The 17092-nt window shown below is 70.3% G+C and carries 15 protein-coding genes and 1 riboswitch; of the genes, 9 read left to right on the top strand and 6 right to left on the bottom strand.

The annotated features are described in order from the left end of the window. Positions 1-178: 178 nt before the first annotated feature. The 3 genes from K7G59_RS06840 to K7G59_RS06830 form a co-directional block, all read right to left on the bottom strand. A complete protein-coding gene (locus K7G59_RS06840) occupies positions 179-1219 on the bottom strand; it encodes a C40 family peptidase (RefSeq protein ID WP_225831144.1) in 1041 nt (346 codons plus the stop codon). A 223-nt stretch (positions 1220-1442) separates the two neighbouring features. After that, positions 1443-2786 (bottom strand): NYN domain-containing protein, encoded by a 1344-nt coding sequence (locus K7G59_RS06835; RefSeq protein ID WP_225831142.1) that lies wholly within the window; start codon positions 2784-2786, stop codon positions 1443-1445. A 38-nt stretch (positions 2787-2824) separates the two neighbouring features. Continuing rightward, a complete protein-coding gene (locus K7G59_RS06830) occupies positions 2825-3064 on the bottom strand; it encodes a hypothetical protein (protein ID WP_225831517.1) in 240 nt (79 codons plus the stop codon). 163 nt (positions 3065-3227) lie between these two features. Between K7G59_RS06830 and K7G59_RS06825 the strand changes: the two genes are divergently transcribed. Continuing rightward, on the top strand, positions 3228-3959 hold the full coding sequence (locus K7G59_RS06825; RefSeq protein ID WP_225831141.1) for a rhomboid family intramembrane serine protease: 732 nt from the start codon (positions 3228-3230) through the stop codon (positions 3957-3959). A 146-nt stretch (positions 3960-4105) separates the two neighbouring features. Here K7G59_RS06825 and K7G59_RS06820 read toward each other — a convergent pair whose 3' ends face one another. After that, on the bottom strand, positions 4106-5257 hold the full coding sequence (locus K7G59_RS06820; protein ID WP_225831139.1) for an acyl-CoA dehydrogenase family protein: 1152 nt from the start codon (positions 5255-5257) through the stop codon (positions 4106-4108). Positions 5258-5688: 431 nt separating this feature from the next. On the opposite strand from K7G59_RS06820, the gene K7G59_RS06815 reads away from it, so the two are divergent. From K7G59_RS06815 to K7G59_RS06795, 5 genes are all read left to right on the top strand, one after another. After that, entirely contained in the window at positions 5689-6663 is a 975-nt protein-coding gene (locus K7G59_RS06815) for a cytochrome P450 (protein WP_225831137.1), read from the top strand. Between the two features lie 237 nt (positions 6664-6900). Then, entirely contained in the window at positions 6901-7968 is a 1068-nt protein-coding gene (locus K7G59_RS06810) for a polyprenyl synthetase family protein (protein ID WP_225831135.1), read from the top strand. After that, complete coding sequence (locus tag K7G59_RS06805; RefSeq protein ID WP_225831132.1) at positions 7965-8870, top strand: hypothetical protein; 906 nt, start codon at positions 7965-7967, stop codon at positions 8868-8870. Before K7G59_RS06810 ends, K7G59_RS06805 begins: the two co-directional genes overlap by 4 nt. An 11-nt stretch (positions 8871-8881) precedes the next feature. Further along, positions 8882-10240: a cytochrome P450 gene (locus K7G59_RS06800; RefSeq protein ID WP_225831130.1), complete on the top strand. Its 1359-nt coding sequence runs from the start codon at positions 8882-8884 to the stop codon at positions 10238-10240. A 74-nt stretch (positions 10241-10314) separates the two neighbouring features. Beyond that, entirely contained in the window at positions 10315-11673 is a 1359-nt protein-coding gene (locus tag K7G59_RS06795; RefSeq protein ID WP_225831128.1) for a cytochrome P450, read from the top strand. A gap of 109 nt (positions 11674-11782) precedes the next feature. On the opposite strand, the gene K7G59_RS06790 is transcribed toward K7G59_RS06795, so the two are convergent. Further along, positions 11783-12973, bottom strand: coding sequence for a cytochrome P450 (locus K7G59_RS06790; RefSeq protein WP_225831126.1), 1191 nt, complete (start codon positions 12971-12973; stop codon positions 11783-11785). Between the two features lie 119 nt (positions 12974-13092). On the opposite strand from K7G59_RS06790, the gene K7G59_RS06785 reads away from it, so the two are divergent. From K7G59_RS06785 to K7G59_RS06775, 3 genes are read left to right on the top strand one after another with little or no spacing between them, the layout of a single operon-like run. Further along, positions 13093-13797 (top strand): TetR/AcrR family transcriptional regulator, encoded by a 705-nt coding sequence (locus tag K7G59_RS06785; protein ID WP_225831124.1) that lies wholly within the window; start codon positions 13093-13095, stop codon positions 13795-13797. After that, positions 13794-15080, top strand: coding sequence for a hypothetical protein (locus K7G59_RS06780; RefSeq protein ID WP_225831123.1), 1287 nt, complete (start codon positions 13794-13796; stop codon positions 15078-15080). The genes K7G59_RS06785 and K7G59_RS06780 overlap by 4 nt, the downstream gene beginning before the upstream one ends. 40 nt (positions 15081-15120) lie before the next feature. Further along, positions 15121-15402 (top strand): Lrp/AsnC family transcriptional regulator, encoded by a 282-nt coding sequence (locus K7G59_RS06775; protein WP_225831121.1) that lies wholly within the window; start codon positions 15121-15123, stop codon positions 15400-15402. A 5-nt stretch (positions 15403-15407) separates the two neighbouring features. Here the strand turns inward: K7G59_RS06775 and K7G59_RS06770 are convergent, their stop codons facing one another. Next, complete coding sequence (locus K7G59_RS06770; protein WP_225831119.1) at positions 15408-16775, bottom strand: aminotransferase class V-fold PLP-dependent enzyme; 1368 nt, start codon at positions 16773-16775, stop codon at positions 15408-15410. A 148-nt stretch (positions 16776-16923) separates the two neighbouring features. Beyond that, positions 16924-17040, bottom strand: a riboswitch (SAM riboswitch). Positions 17041-17092: the final 52 nt, after the last annotated feature.

The raw sequence follows: 17092 nt of genomic DNA, 5'->3' as shown, positions 1-17092 counted from the left end.
CCCGGCACCGGGAAACGCGGCAGACAGTAGCCGTGCGGAAGGGGGGCGGCCAAAGACCTCGGCGGCAACACAACGTGACGCCCCGCCGCTGACGCAGGTCATGAGCGGGGCGCGCAGTCACTTCCGGTTGCCGGGATTCGCCCGTTCGGGCGCCACCGTGTCCGTGTCGCGCGGAGGGTCAGACGCGGACGCCGAACATGAACGGACCGCCGATGGTGTCCATCGACTCGTAGCGGACGACCGTCCCGGTGCGCGGCGCGTGCAGGATCTGGCCGTTGCCCGCGTAGAGGCCGACGTGGTGGATGTCGTTGAAGAAGAAGACCAGGTCGCCGACCTTGAGGTCGCTCACCGAGTAGATGCGGGTGCCTATGTTGGCCTGGGCCTGGGAGGTGCGCGGTATGGAGACGCCGGCCTGGGCGTAGGCCCAGGAGGTCAGGCCCGAGCAGTCGAAGGAGGAGGGGCCGGAGGCGCCGTAGACGTACGGCGAGCCGAGCTTGCTCTGGGCGGCGGCGAACGCGGCTGCGGCACGGCCGGAGGAGGGCGGGGTGTCACCGAGGTGCACGCGCTGGCTGGAGGAGCGGTTGGCGCGCTCCTGCTCGGCGGCGAGCTGCGCCTTCTCCTTGGCAGTCAGGGAGTTGAGCAGCTTCTGCGCCTCGGCGAGCTTGGCCTGGACTTCCTTCTTCTTCTTGCCCAGCTCGGTGCGGGTGGCGGCGAGGTCCTTGAGCTTCTCGGTGGCCTCCGCCCGCTCCTGGGCGAGTTCACGCTGTTTGTCCTGGATCTTCTTCAGGGCCTCGACCTGCTGGCTGCTCAACTGGTCGAGCGTGGAGGCCTTGTCGAGGTAGTCGTCCGGGTTGGACGACAGGAAGAGCTGGACCGAGGGGTCGATGCCGCCGGAGCGGTACTGGGCGCTGGCCAGCGAACCCAGGCCGTCACGCAGCTTGTTGAGGTCCTCCTGGCCGCGGGCGACGTTGTCCTGGATCGTGGAGATTTCCTTCTGCAGCTTCCGCTGCTTCTCCTTGGCCCCGTCGTACTTCTCGGTGGCCTGTTCCGCCTGCTCGTAGAGCTTGTCGACCTTGGCCTTGACCTCGTCCTTGGTGAGCTTCTCACTCGGAGCGGCGTTGGCGGCGTTCGCACTCAGTGCGACGGCAGCGGCGGCTGCTGTGGTCAGCACGGTGACACGCGTGCGGCTCGGCTGCTTGGGTCGACGGTGGGACGCCACGGAAGGCGAACTCCTTCTTGTGAGTGATCACCCGTTCGGAGGTTCGAGCTCAGACCCTAGTGACCCCATCGTGATCAGATCAAATCCCCGCAGCAAAAAAGCTCGTCACTCAATGCATTCTTTGCACACAACGCACATGCAGTGATGCCCGATTGACACTACGTTGCGTAACGCTTCGGTCGATTCAGTTCCAATTCGGGCATTACCTGTGCCCATTGGACCTTCAGGACAGTCGCTTCAGAAGCACCGCAGAGGCGACCGGCCGGGCACCGGCCCGCGCGACCCCGTCGGCCACCTCACGGTCGGTGGAGGCGACGATGACGGGGCGGCCCGGCGGCTCGGCCCGCACCAGCTGCCGGATCAGCTCGTCCGCGGACACCCCCGGCTTGGAGAACAGCACCCGCACTCCGCGCGGCGGCGCGAGCAGCACCGGCGCGGCCAGTTCGGCGCCGTCGAAGACACAGGTCACCTCGGCGCCGGTCTGCGCGGCGAGCGCCGAGAGCTGGCCGAGCAGCCGCAACCGCTGCTTCTCCAGCGGCATCTGCGGGTAGCCGGTCTTGGTGACGTTGTAGCCGTCGACCACCAGATGCGCCTGGGGCAGCGCGAGCAACTGGTCGAGGATCGCGGGGTCGTTCTCGGACAGGGCGCGCGCCGCGATGTCCTTCGGGGTCATCCGCCCCGGTTCGACCGCGTCGACCGTCTCGGCCGGGCGCACGGACACCGGCGGCAGGGCCAGTTCCCGGCGCAGGCCCTGGGTGGCGTCCAGCAGGGTGTCCAGCAGCAGCCGTACCCGCATGTCCTCCACACTGCGGCCCTCACGGGCCGCCCGGCGGGTGGCCTCCAGCGCGGCCTCCGCCTCGCCGAGGCGGGCCTTGAGCCGCCGGGTCTCGCTCTCGGCGGCCGACACCTGCGCCTGCCCCTCGGCCCGCACGGCCTCGGTCTCGCTCTGCATCTTGCGCAGCGCGGCCTCCCCGCGCTTGACGTCGCTGAGCGCGGCGCGCAGCTTGCGGTGAAGCGATTCGGCTTCCTTCTTCGCCGACTCCAGTTCGGCGCGCAGCCGCTCGGTCTCCGCCCGGGTCTGCTCGCGGGCGTGCGCCAGTTCCTCGCGCAGCCGCTCCAGCTCGGCCCGGCTCTCCTCGTCGGCGCGCTCGGCGTCCGCGCGCAGGGCCTCCTCCCCGGCCGCGTTCACGAGCTTCGCCCAGCCCGCCGGGCGCAGCACGTAGACGGCAGCCGCCACGTCGAGCGGGTCCGCGGCCGGGGGCGGGGAGCCGGATTCGAGGGCGCCGACGAGTTCCGGCTGCGCCTCCTTGAACTTCTCGCCGATCCGCTGGCGGAACAGCGGATCGGTCTCCAGGGCCGCGGCCATCGCGTTCCCGGCGAACTTGGCCCGCCGGTTCGGGGCGAAGCGGGCGTACTGCCTGAGCTGGGTCGGCAGTTCCGCCATCGTCAGCGCGCCGAAGCCGTCGGAGACGATCTGCACCACCCGGCGGCGCACGCCTTCGGGCAGCGGACGGTCAAGCACCTCAGCGGTGCCGTCGCCCGGCCCCCCGCCTGCGGTCTCCACCATCCGTCACACCCCACTACCTGTACGGGGCCGTCTCCCTCTCAGGAGCCGGCACCCGGCCGATCCACGAGTTCCACCTGGTCCACCGCGTTGCACCAGCGGCAGCGCACCGACTCGATGGTCTCACTGACCACCTGGCGTTCCTCCACCGTCGGCTCACCGGCCAGATCGAGGTGGACGTACTCGACGACCTTCGACGAGCGGGTCACGTCGAACCGGGTGAGGTTGCCGCAGAGGACGCAACGCCATCGCGTCGTGGCGGTCGGCAGGGGAACCGTCATCGTGCCTGTCGCTTCCTTGTTGTTGTGGTGCTCGTCTCGCTCCGCGCCGATGCCCGACGCGTGTGGCTCGTACCCTACGGCCTGGCGGGTCCCCGCCGCCCGTCCGTCCATGACGGCGAGGCGGTCTGTCAGCATGCATCCGGTTACGTCATGCTCTGTATTCATGATCAGCAACCGGAGCGCGGCGGTCGGCCGGACTCTCAGAGCCGTCCGGGCCGTCCGGAGCACCTCGGCACCGATGACGTACGGCCTCATCGCCCTGTGCGCCCTGATCTTCATACTGGGCCCGGCCTCCGGGCTCATCGGAACGTACGGCACCGGGGACGCGCTGGTGGCCGCGCAGCGGGCGTACTTCCGGCACTGGGGCGTGGTCCCGGCCCGGCTGTTCGACGGACCGGCCCGGGAGGCCCTCACCCCGGCCACGGCGCTGTTCGTGCACGGCAGCTGGGTGCATCTGCTCGGCAACATGCTGTTCCTCTTCGTCTTCGGCGCGGTGACCGAGGAACGGATGGGCCGGGTCGAGTTCACCCTGTTCTACGTCGGCTGCGGATACCTGGCCCTGCTGGGGTACGCAGCCGCCAACGCCGCCTCCGAGCAGTCGCTGGTCGGCGCCTCGGGGGCGATCTCGGCGGTCCTCGGCGCATGCCTTTACCTGTTCCCGCGCGCCCGCGTCACCAGTCTGCTCCCCTTCCTGTTCTTCCTGCCGCTGCGGTTGCCCGCGTGGGTGGTGCTGCCGTTCTGGGCGGCACTGCAGTGGGCGGCGGCGGGACGTTCCACTCAGGGGCCGGGGGTGGCGTATCTGGCGCACCTGGTGGGGTTCGGGCTGGGCTTCGGTTACGCCTGGGTGCGCTACGGGCGGCGCAGCCCGGGGACGGTGCCGGAGTCCGGCGGGTGAGGGGCCGCCGGACACGACGGAGGGGCGCCCGCCTCGGCGGACACCCCTCTGCTGTGCGTCTCCTGCTTATGCCGTGTGTCTCCTTCTTATACGGCCCTGTACGGCGTCTCCCACGCGTCTTCCGCGTTCGCCGTGCGTCCGGTGGCTCACAGGCCCATGGACTTGGCGACGATCGTGCGCATGATCTCGCTCGTACCGCCGAAGATCCGGCTCGCGCGGTTGTCGGCGTACAGACGGGCGATGGGGCTGTCCATCGTGAAGCCGAGGCCGCCGTGCAACTGCAGGCACTTGTCGAGCACCCGGACCGCCGTCTCCGTGCAGTACAGCTTGGTCGCGGCCGCCTCCTCCGCGGTCAGCTCGCCGGCGTCGAAGGCCTCCAGGGCCTGGTCGACGACCGCCTGCAGGGCGTTCACCGTGACCTTGCAGTCGGCGAGCACGAACTTGGTGTTCTGGAAGGCGGCGACCGGCTTGCCGAAGGCGGTGCGCTCGCGGACGTGCTCGGTGGCGAGGTGGACCGCGGCGGCGGCGTGTGCGTACGCGCCGACGGCGATGCCCAGGCGTTCCTGCGGGAAGATGTCGGCCAGACAGGCGAAGGCCTCACCCGGCCCGCCCACCAGGTCACCGACCGGAACCCGGACATCGGTGAAGGTCATGCCGACGATGTCGGAGGACCGCAGGCCGAGCGTGACCAGCTCCGAGTCGACCGCCACGCCCGGGGCCCGGGTGTCCACGGCGAGCAGGGACATGCCACCGCGCCGGTCGGAACCGCCGGCAGAGGTGCGGCAGGCGACGAGCACCAGATCGGCCTGGGCACCCCCGGAGACGAAGGCCTTGGCCCCGTTGAGCACGTAGTGGGTGCCGTCCTCGGACAGCTCGGCGGTCGTACGCAGACCGGCGACGTCGGAGCCGGCCCCCGGCTCGGTGATCGCAATGGCCGTCATCAGCTCACCGGTGACGAACCCCGGCAGCCAGCGCTGCTTCTGCTCCGGCGTCGTGTACTTCACCAGAGTGGCCGGAAGCGCCAGATGCGCGCTGGCGCCTCCGAAGGTGACTCCGGCCCTGGCGCACTCCTCGGCGATGACGGCGTTGAACTTGAAGCTCTTTTCGCCACTGCCGCCGAACTCTTCCGGGATACCGAACCCGAAGATGCCGAGCTTTCCCAGTCTGAGATAAAAGTCACGTGGGACCCGACCGGCCGTTTCCCATTCGGAATAGGCGGGTACGACCTCTGTCTCGATCAGGTCCCGCACCACCGCGCGGAACGCCTCATGCTCATCCTGAAAAACAGTGCGTCGCACCGCTCTTCCCCCTTGAAGTTCTGGTCGGTGTCCGGCCAACGGCTCGACGCTAATACGGGGTTGAGGACCCTGTCCAGGGCAGAAGGCCTTGTCATGCACGGTCGGCCTGTGCCTACTATTCGGTCGCCGGGTCCGCGACCACCGCATGCGGCCAGCGGTCCCGCCTGCCGATTTTCACGGGGGAGACAGGCATGGAGCCAACGCGCAGTAAACCTTTGTTCAATGCTCGTGACCCGCGATTGCGGACCGATCCTTACCCGCTCTACAAACAGCTTCGGGACGTGGAACCTGTCCACCGGACGCCCTACGGCCATTGGGTTGTTTCGGGATACAGCGCAGTCGCATCACTCATACGAAATCCCGGGTTGTCCAGCGAATATCCGCTTGATCCCCGATGGGCCGCACAACGGGGCGGAGAGGACAGCCCGATCGTGCGCGCCGCCCGCAGCTGGATGCTCATGCGGGACGGCCAGGCGCACCGTCGGCTGCGCGGCCTGGCCAACCCGCTGTTCACCGCCAGGGCCATCCGTGAGACGGCCCCCCGCATCACCGGCATCGTCCATCGGATCATGGACGACATGGGCGACGGAGAGGGCGTCGACCTCATCGGGTCGCTCGCGGCACTGGTGCCGGTGACCGTCTTCTGCGGCCTCGGCGGCCTTCCGGTGGAGGACCGCGACCTGTGCCGCAAGTGGACCGACGCCCTGGGCCACGTCATCGACCCGGCCGTCGACGAGACCACCCGCCGGGCCATGAACGGCGCCGCCGAGGAATTCGGTGCCTATATCGCCGAACACCTGCAGAAGCGGCGCGCGGACCCGCAGAACGACATCCTCTCCCGGCTGCTGATGGCAAGGTTCGACGGCGAGAAGCTCTCCGACGAAGAGGTGATCGCCAATGTCATGATGTTCTTCATGGGCGGTCACGAGACGACCGTCAACCTCATCGGCAACGGCATGCTCGCCCTGCTGCGCCATCCCGATCAGCTGCGTGCCCTGCGGGAGGACGCCGGCCTCGTCGAGGACGGCATCGACGAACTGCTCCGCTACGACGCACCCATCCAGCTGGTGGCTCGCATCACCACCCGCGAGGTCGAGGTCGAGGGCAGCACGATCCCGGCCGGCTCCAAGGTGATGATCCTGCTCGGTGCCGCGAACCGCGACCCGCTGCGCTACCCGGACCCGGACCGCCTCGACCTGCGGCGCCAGGACGTGCGTCCGCTGTCCTTCGGTGGCGGCCCCCACTACTGCATCGGGGCCCTGCTCGCGAGGGCCGAGGCCCGGGCCGTCTTCACCGAGCTGCTGCGCCGCCACCGTGACATCAGACTCAGCAGCGAGGACGTCGTCTGGCGTCCACAGGTCAACATCCGGGGGCTCAGCGAACTCCGCGTCGACCTCCTCTCCTGACGTCGGCCCGGCCTCCCGTCCGCCGCGCAGACTCGCCGGCGGTTTTCTGCAGCGTCCGGCGTCCCGTCCGTACATATCCGTCCGTACATATCCGTCCGTACGTGCCTCCCTGGCGTATCCGCGTATCCGTGTACGCGTACGACGCATCCGCATATGTGCACGCCTTTCCGTACGAACGCCTTCGTGTGCCTGGAGCGGTTCGACCCGGACCTACGAGTGGGGATGAAGCACAGAAATATGAGCACACAGACAATATCTCCCGGAATACTTGATCCGAGCTTCGCCAAGGACTCCGTCGACAGCGTTCTCATGGATTTCCTGGAGTTCCGGAGAGAAAGTTCCGGCGATCCCCAGATGGCCATGTTCGTGCAATTGCTCCAGGAGTTCATGGCGGGCGGCAAGAGAATTCGCCCGGTACTCACCGTCATGGGATGGCAGGCGGCCGGCGGCGAGACCGGCCTGGCGGCAGTCGTACGCGTGGCCGCCTCACTCGAGATGTTTCACGCGTTCGCCCTCATCCACGACGACATCATGGACGGCAGCGAAACCCGGCGCGGTCGTCCCACCATCCACCGGATACTCGCCGGAAAACGCGGCGACGACCGTACCGAGCGATTCGGGCTCGGCGCCGCAGTGCTGCTCGGTGACCTGGCCTTCGCCTGGTCGGACCACCTGCTGCACATGGCGGACCTCACCGCCGCACAGTCGGCTGCGGTCATGCCGCTCCTCACCGAGATGCGCACCGAGGTGATGCTGGGGCAGTACCTGGACCTCCGGGCAACCGGTGAGCTGACCGACGACGTCGAGGCCACGCTGACCGTCAACCGCTACAAGACCGCCAAGTACACCGTCGAACGTCCCCTGCACATCGGTGCCGCACTCGCGGGTGCCGACGCCAAGACCCTGGCCGCCTGCACGGCGTTCGCCCTGCCCCTGGGCGAGGCCTTCCAGCTCCGCGACGACCTGCTGGGGGTGTACGGAAACGTACGCGACACCGGCAAGTCACGCCTGGACGACCTGCGGGCCGGTAAGAACACGACCCTGGTCGCACTCGCCCTGCGCGCGGGCGACGCGGCGCAGCGCGCGCGGCTGCGCACGCTGATCGGCGACCCCGGCCTGGATGAGGCCGGCGCCGAGGAGGTCCGCGCGCTGTTCGCGGTCACCGGTGCGCGGGACGCCGTCGAGCGCATGATCGACGACCGTTACCGGCAGGCCCTCGAGGCCCTGGACACCGCTCCCTTCACCGCCGACGCGGTCACCGCCCTCAAGCACCTCGCTGTCACGGCCACCCGGAGGAACTCATGACCGCCCCCATCAGCACCGCTCCGGCGGGCACGGCCCGCTACTGGCAGGAGTGCACCGACCGTTTCGCCGCCCTCTTCGACCGGCACGTCGGACACGAGGCGCAGAAGATACCGATGACCGACGCCGAGCTGCGCGAGGTCATCGACGCCTGCAACCGCGCGGTCGCCCCGCTGGGCAAGAGCGTCTCCGACAAGCGCTGGATCTCCTACATGGATGTCGTGCGATGGTCGCAGAGCGCCCGCCACATCAAGGACATGGAGGCGTTCAAGGCCGTCTGTGTGCTCAACTGCGTGACCTTCGTGTGGGACGACATGGACGCCGCCCTGCACGACTTCGATCTCTTCCTGCCCCAGCTGCGCGAAGTGTGCGAGCGGTACTACTCCCCCGAGGACGCGGAGTTCGCCTACGAGGGTGCCCGTGCCTTCGTCACCAGCGACCACATGTTCCGCGACTCCCGGCTCAAGAAGGTGCTCTGCGGAACCTCGCCCGAGCAGTACTTCCGCTTCCGCGTCACCGACGTCGGGGTGGACTTCTGGATGCGGATGTCGTACCCGATCTACCGGCACCGGGAGCTGACCGAGCACTCCAAGACGGGCCTCGCCGCCCGGATGACCACCCGGGGACTGGCCATCGTCAACGACTTCTACTCCTACGACCGCGAGCACGCCCTCGGTCAGATCACCAACTGCTTCCGGTTGTGCGACATGGCCGACGAAATGGACTTCCGGCGCTTCTTCCAGGACCGCCTCGACGACATGGCCGAGGACATGGAGTGCATCAAGGCGTTCGACGACGTCTCCCGGGACGTGCTGCTGGACCTCATCCAGGGCAACTTCGTGTGGACCACGCGGGACCGGCGCTACCAGGCCCCGGTGAACGACGTCAACTCGCAGATCCAGTAGGGGCCGCCGGTATGCCAGCCACCAAACCGCCCACGACGGACCGATCCTGGCGGATCGGCACCGCCCCCGGCGCCCTGCCCCTGCTGGGACACGTGCCCGCGCTGTGGCGCCGCCCGCTGGAGTTCCTCGCCTCGCTGCCCGCACACGGTGACCTGGTCGAGGTCCGGCTCGGTCCCAGCCGGGCCTACCTGGCCGCGCACCCCGAGCTGGTCCGGCACGTGCTGCTCAATCCGCGCATCTTCGACAAGGGCGGAGTCTTCGACAAGGCACGGCAGTTGCTCGGCAACAGCCTGTCGGTGTCCCGCGGCGACGAGCACCGCTTCCAGCGGCGGCTGATCCAGCCCGCCTTCCACACGACGAAGATCGCCGCCTACACGACGGCCGTGGCCGAGGACACCCGCACCGTCACCGACGCCTGGCAGGACGGGCAGACCCGGGACATCAGCGACGCCATGCATGCCCTGCTCATGCGGGTCGCGGCGCGCACCCTGTTCTCCACCGGACTCGACGAGAACACCGTCGAAGAGGCCCGGCGCTGCCTGCAGGTCGTCTCGCACGGCATCTACAAGCGCACCGTCGCCCCGCTGGGCATCATGGAGAGACTTCCCACCCCGGGAAACCGTGCCTATGACCACGCCAACGCACGGCTGCGGCAGATCGTGGCGGACATGATCGCCGCGCGGCGCGGGTCCGACGCGGACCACGGCGATCTGCTGTCGACCCTGCTGCGGGCGGAGCACCCCGAGACCGGGGCGAAGCTCGACGATGGCCAGGTCCTCGACCAGGTCGTCACCTTCCTGGTCGCCGGCAGCGAGACCACCGCCTCCACCCTGGCCTTCGTCTTCCATCTGATGGGCACGCTGCCCGAGGTGGAGAAGCGGGTGCACGCCGAGGTGGACACGGCGCTGGCAGGGCGCACACCGGTCTACGACGACCTGCCCGCGCTGCCGTACACCCGCAACGTGATCACCGAGGCATTGCGCCTGTACCCGCCGTCCTGGATGGCGATGCGGGTCACCGCGCAGGAGGCCGAACTCGGTGGCCGGCTGATCCCCGCCGGGACGATGATCCTCTACAGCGCCTACGCCCTGCACCACAACCCCGCTCTCTTCCCCGACCCCGAGACCTTCGACGCGGGGCGTTGGGAAGACGCACGGGCCGCGCAGGTGCCGCGCGGGGCGCTGCTGCCCTTCGGCGCGGGCAGCCACAAGTGCATCGGTGACGTCCTCGCGCTCACCGAGACCGCGCTGATCGTGGCGACCGTTGCCGCACGCTGGCGGCTGCGGCCGGTGCCCGGATCCCGGCTGCGCCCGGAGCCGAAGGCCACCCTGGAGGCGGGCCCGCTGCCCATGGTGCTGGAACGCCGCTGACCCCCTGTTTCCCCCGGCTGCTCCGTCCTGCTCGCTCCTTTCCGTCCGTACCGCCTTCGGAGGGCACATCCGGCATGAAGACCGATTCCGATACGAACAGGCGCAGTTGGCGGGTCGCCAAGGCGCCCGGCGGGCTTCCGCTGGTGGGCCACGCGCACCACCTGGCACGCCGTCCGCTGGAATTCCTGGCCTCGCTGCCCGCGGTGGGTGACCTGGTGGAGCTGCGCCTCGGCCTCAAGCCCGCCTATCTGCCCTGCCATCCGGAGCTGGTGCAGCACGTGCTGCGCAACGCCCGGGTCTACGACACCGGGGGTCCGGTGAAGGAGAAGGCCCGCCCCATCCTGGGCAACGGGCTGATCACCTCCGACTGGGCCGACCACCGGCGGCAGCGGCGCATGGTCCAGCCGGTCTTCCACACCGCGCGCATCGCGGCGTACGCGGAGGTGATGCACGAGGAGTGCGCGGCACACGCGCGGACCTGGCGGGCGGGCAGACCGGTGGACGTCGCCGACGCGATGCAGGCGCTGACCGCACGGGTGACGGCCCGCGCGCTGTTCTCGACCGAGATGGCACCGCACTCGGTGGCCGAGATCCAGCGCAGCCTGCCCGTCATGGTGCGCGGCGCGTTCCGCCGCGCGATGGACCCCACCGGGCTGCTGGCCAGGCTGCCGATCACCGCCAACCGTGAGTTCGACGCGGCGCTCGCCCGGCTGCACACCCTCATCGACGGCATCGTGCGGGACTACCGGCGATCCGGCGAGGACCGCGGCGACCTGCTGTCGGCGCTGCTCGCCGCGCGGGACGAGGAGAACGGCGGCGCGATGACCGACCAGGAGGTGCACGACCAGGTCATGACGCTGCTGCTGGCCGGTGTGGAGACCACGGCGAGCGCCCTGACCTGGGCCTGGCATCTGCTGGCGACCCACCCCGAGGCCGAGGCGCGGCTGCACGCCGAGGTCGACGAGGTGCTGGGCGGCCGGATCCCGGAGTACGCCGACATACCGAAGCTCGTCCACACCCAGCGGATCTTCACCGAGACCCTGCGGCTGTACCCGCCGGCCTGGATGTACACCAGGATGACCACCGAACCCACCGAACTGGCCGGGCACCCCCTGCCCGCCGGCGCGGACGTGCTGATCAGCCCCTACGTCGTCCACCGCATCCCGGAGCTCTTTGCGCGCCCGCACGCCTTCGACCCGGACCGGTGGCTTCCCGAACGGGCCCAGGACGTCGCCCGGGGTTCGTACCTTCCGTTCGGCGCGGGCAGCCGCAAGTGCATCGGTGACGTCTTCGGCATGACGGAGGCCACGCTGGCGCTGGCCACACTCGCCTCCCACTGGCGACTGCGGCCGGTACCGGGCACCACCGTCTCGCCCCGCGCCGAGATGAGCCTGACCGCCGGGCGGCTGCCCATGGTGCCGGAACCCCGCTGACCGGCCCGGCCGCGACGGGCGCGGCCGGGCGGCGAGGCAGGGCCGGTCGGCGAGGCGGGGCCGGTCGGCGAGGCGGGGGCGTCGCTGCCCGCCCCGTGCCGAGGGCCGCTCAGCCGAACGTGACGGGCAGCTGGTGCAGTCCGCGCAGCATCAGACTGGGACGCCAGGCGAGAGCCTCGGGCTCGGCGTCCAGGGTCAGTCCGGGGCACCGCTCCAGCAGGGTGCGGAAGGCGATGGCGCCCTGCATACGGGCCAGCGGCGCCCCCAGGCAGTGGTGGATGCCGTAGCCGAACGCCATGTGCCCGCGGGCGTCCCGGCGGATGTCGAAGCGGTCGGCCTGGTCGAACCGCCGGGGGTCGCGCGAGGCGGCGGCCAGGACGACGGCCACGGAGTCCCCGGCCTCGATCGCGGTGCCGCCCAGCTCCATGCGCTCCTTGGCGTAGCGGAACGCCGTGGTCTCCACCGGTCCGTCGTAACGGAGCATCTCCTCCACGGCGTTCTCCAGCAGCGACCAGTCGGCGCGCAGGGCGGCCAACTGGTCCGGGTGGCGCAGCAGGGCGAGGGTGCCGCTGGACAGCAGGTTGGCCGCCGTCTCGTAGCCGGCCACCAGCAGCAGGAAGGCCATGCCCAGCATCTCCTCGAAGGAGAGCCGGTCCTCCTCCTCGCCCATGCTCCCGGCCAGCGCGCTGAGCAGGTCATCGCCGGGCTCCCGCTGCTTGGCGGCGATCAGCTCGGCGAGGTAGCCCGTCATGGCCTGGGCCGCGGCCGCGGCGGTCTCCGGCCGGGTGAAGTCGGTGCTCTCCAGGTACCAGTCGTGAAAGGTCTTGCGGTCGGTCGCGGGCACGCCGAGGAGTTCGCAGATGACGGCCAGCGGCAAGGGCAGCGCGAACGCCTCGACCAGGTCCGCGCGGCCCAGCGGCAGCATGGCGTCCACGAGTTCGTCCGCGATCCGCTGAACCTTGGGGCGCAGTGCCTCGATGCGCCCGGGTGTGAAGTCCTTGGCCACCAGTCCCCGCAGCCGGGTGTGCTGCGGGGGGTCCGTCTGCACCATGTTGAGACCGATGGAGTTGCCGCCGTCGTCCTCCCAGGCGGCCGAGTGCCTGATGTCGTTGGACAGCCGCCGGTCGGCCAGGGCGGCCCGCCCCTCGGCATGGCCCACGACGAGCCAGAACTCTCCCGACGCGGCGGTCCGCACCCGGTGCACCGGGCCTTGGGCGCGCATCCGCTCGTACACCGGATAAGGGTTGTCGACGAATTCCTGGCCGAGCGCTGACAGATCCTCAAAGTCGGTCGTGGACAAAAGAGTTCCTCGCTTCGAACGAGCCGGACACGCACAAACGGGGAACGCCCCCCGTTTGACGGTGCGACAGTAGCAGCGGAAACGGGGACTGGTCCACGGTTGGTGTTATGGTGCCGCCCATGGTCAGCAGCGAGCATCGGCGAACCCCCCGGCGCAGCGACGCGCGCCGTAATCGCGACATGTTGATCGCCGCCGCCCGTGAGATCTACGCCGAACGCGGAGTGGACGCCCCGCTGGACGACATCGCCCGCCGGGCCGGGGTCGGCAACGCCACGCTCTACCGTCACTTCAGCGACCGCACCGAACTGATCGAGACCGTCTTCCACGACGCGCTCCTCCCGATCCTGCACATGGCCCGCCGGACCCGGGACCACGCCGACGCCTGGAGCGGCCTCACCGCCTACCTGGACCGCGTCTTCGCGCTGCTGGCCGCCGACCGGGGCGCGGGCGACCTGCTGACCACCGCCATCCAGGGCGTGCCCACGCTCGACGCCCTGCGCGAGGAGAACCGCCGCACACTGGAGACTCTGCTGCGCCGCGGCCAGGAACAGCGGACGATCCGGGCCGACCTCACCATCGAGGACCTGTTGTTCCTGCTGGCGGCGCTGGGCCGGGCCGCGCCCGCCGCGCCGGACTCCTGGCGCCGTCACCTGGCCCTGCTGCTGGACGGCCTGCGCCCTGCCGCCGCCCGCCCGTTGCCCGCTGCCTCGCTGCGGCCGGAGCAGTTCGACGCAGCTCTGCACCGTCTCGGCGCCGCCCCGCGCACACCCGCACGGGGGGAGCCACCCGCTCACCCACCGACATCGGAGACCTCCACACCATGACGCGCCAGCGCCCTGTATCTCCCTTCGAGAGCGTCTACTTCCTGGATCTGGGGCCCGCGGGCCTCCCGCTGTACGACATGCCCGAGTTCGTCGAGTCCCTGGTGCGGGGCCGCCCGGATCCGGCACTGATGAGGCGCGCGCTCGTCCTGCTCACCGAGCACCATCCGATCCTCCGCTGCGAGGTGACCTCCGGTGAGGAGGGCCTGCTGCTGCGGGTCCGGGACCGGATCGAGCCGCCGCTCACCGTCCTCGACGGCATCGAGGAGACCTACGCCGAGCTGATCAACTCACGGCCCGACTGGACCGAGAGTCTGGTGCACGCCTGGCTACTCACCGACGGCGAGCGCAGTCAGGTGGTGCTCGGCATCCACCACGGCATCGCCGACGGCCGCTCGGCCTTCGCCCTGCTCGACGAGTTCTGGCGGTACTACACCGCGCTGGCGGCCGGCGCGGATCCCGCCCCCGAGCGGCGTGAGGAGCTGTCTCCGGCGATCGACACCCGGCTGGCGGGCAGCTTCCCGGACGCCGAGATCGACGCCCTGGTGGACGCCATCGCGCAGGGCGCCGGCGCCGAGGCCAAACCCGCCACCCTGCCCACCGAGGGCGTGGGGCGCCCCGGCCGCCCGGCCGCGACGCGCCGCTTCGCCGTCGACCGGCTGGAGTTCGGCCCCGAGACCACTCAAGCCGTGGTGGCGGCCGCCCGGACCCGCGGGGTCACCGTCAACAGCCTCGTCACGGGGCTGGTGCTGACCGCCGTGCGCGCGCAGCTGGCGCCAAAGCACGGGCCGTTGACGCTGACCTGCGGGCACGGTGTCGACCTGCGCACCCGGCTGACCCCCGAACTGCCCCTGAGCACCGTGCTCAACTGCATCACCGGGCTCCAGACCACGCTGGCCGTCGGGCACGACGACCTGCCGGAGACCGTCGGCCGGACGGTGGCCGACCAGGTCGCCGGCGCCCTGGCCCGGCGCGACCCGGAACGCTTCCTGCTCGCCGCGCTCAGGGCGGGCGCGCGAGGCATCGCGGTGCCCGTCCCGGTCGTCAGCTACGGCATCTCCAATGTGGGGCGGATCCCCGCGCACCCCGTCCCGGAGCACATGGAACTTCTCCGTTTCGGTGGTACGGCCAACGCGCCGGGCATGCCGCCCAAGACCGGCGTCGCCAGCTTCGGCGGCCGGCTGCTCGTGCAGAACGAGTACGACACCTGGACGTACGGCCCGGAGCAGATGCGGCGGCTGCGCGAAACCCTGCATGCCACCCTCACGGATCTGGCCATAGAGTGAGAGCCGCACCGGCTCCGGCACCCGAGGGAGACAAACAGCCGTGATCACCGCGATCGTTCTGATCAAGACCAGCGTGGACCGGATCCCCGAGATCGCGGAACAGATCGCTGCGCTGGACAGCGTCAGCGAGGTCTTCTCGGTCACCGGTACCTACGACCTGATCGCCATGGTCCGGGTGCAGCAGCACGAGGACCTCGCCGAGGTCATCCCCGGCCGCATCAGCAAGATCCCGGGCGTGGAGGCCACCGACACGCACGTGGCGTTCCGCACCTACTCCCAGCACGACCTGGAAGCCGCGTTCGCGATCGGCCTGGACAACTAGAAGGCTCACCGCTGCACCGCCGGGACGCAGCGGCCGTCCTCCGTGCGGTACTGCCACTTGGCGCCGTCCCGGACGAGTTCCCGTACAGCGCCCACGAAGCGCTCCACGTGCTCGTCCGGGGTGCCCGCGCCGAAGCTCACGCGGATCGCGTTGAGGGACTTCTCGCCGGGCGCGGCTTCCGGAGCGCCGCACTCGCCCGGGCTCTGCGGGTCGCCTCCCAGCAGAGTGCGCACGAGCGGGTGGGCGCAGAACAGGCCGTCGCGGACGCCGATGCCGTACTCGGCGGAGAGCGCGGCGGCGAAGTGGGAGCTGTTCCAGCCCTCGACGACGAACGAGATCACCCCGACACGCGGGGCGTCGTCGCCGAAGAGGGAGAGGATCCTCACCTCGGGGACCTCGGCGAGGCCCTCGCGGACCGTGGCGATCAGGTGCTGCTCGCGGGCGACCAGGGTGTCCCAGCCGGCCTCGGTGAGGGCCTTGCAGGCCGACGCGATGGAGTAGGCACCGATCACGTTCGGGGAGCCGGCCTCGTGCCGGGCGGCGCTCTCGTGCCACTCCACGGCCACTCCCCCGTCCTCGCGCCGGGTGACCCTGCGGCTGGCGCCGCCGCCCGCGAGGTACGGCTCGGCCGCGCGCAGCCAGTCGGCGCGGCCGGCGAGGACGCCGGAGCCGAAGGGGGCGTACAGCTTGTGCCCGGAGAAGGCGACCCAGTCGACGTCGAGGTCACGGACGCTCACCGGGTGGTGGGGGGCCAGCTGGGCGGCGTCGAGGACGATCCGGGCGCCATGGGCGTGGGCGGCGGCGGCCAGCTCGCGGACCGGCCACAGCTCGCCGGTGACGTTGGAGGCGCCGGTGACGCAGACCAGGGCCGGGCCGTAGGGGTCGCGGTCGGCGAGGGCCCGCTCCAGGGTCCGCACGGCCTGCTGGGGGGTGCGCGGGGCGTCGAGGCAGGTGACCCGCGCGGTCTGCCAGGGCAGCAGGGAGGCGTGGTGCTCGGTCTCGAAGACGAAGACCTGGCAGTCGGCGGGGAGGGCGCGGGCCAGGAGGTTCAGGGAGTCCGTGGTCGACCGGGTGAAGACCACCTGGTCGCCCTCACGGCAGTCGAGGAACTCGGCGACCGTCCCACGGGCGTTCTCGAACAGGTCGGTGGAGAGCTGGGAGAGGTAGCCGGCGCCGCGGTGCACGCTGCCGTAGTACGGCGCATAGGCCGCCACGTCGTCCCAGACGCGCTGGAGGGCGGGCGCGCTGGCCGCGTAGTCGAGCGCGGCGTAGGCGACCTCGCCGCCCGTGACGAGCGGGACGGTGACATCACGGCCCAGAACGGGCAGCGGGGAACGAACGCAACGGTCGGCGGCAGCAGTGGACACGGACATGACGAACTCCCGTGAGAGACAGGCGAGAAGAGAAAGAAAAAGGGTGCGCGGAAGCGGGGCTCTGCCGGCCCTAGCGCATTCGCTTGCTCACGGAAGACTCCCTCGACGACCAGGACCCCTGGCCCCACACTTTCGAAAGCGTGCGAGGGGTCCGCGCTTGCCGTAGACCTCGCTGCCTACGGCCTGGTCCTCACCCGGGGCACCCCGCCACGGACGGAGGGTTGCCGGACAGTCGGCCGGGGCCTCATGACTGTCACTCATGACCTGGTACAGGAACGTACTGAAATGATCGTCGTCCCGCAACCCGTATCCGGATC

The sequence above is a fragment of the Streptomyces sp. NK08204 genome (genome assembly GCF_020400585.1).
In the GTDB taxonomy this organism is placed as follows: Bacteria; Actinomycetota; Actinomycetes; order Streptomycetales; family Streptomycetaceae; genus Streptomyces.
The sequence above is the reverse complement of the archived record's forward strand: the minus strand, read 5'-3'. Positions and strand labels throughout refer to the sequence as shown.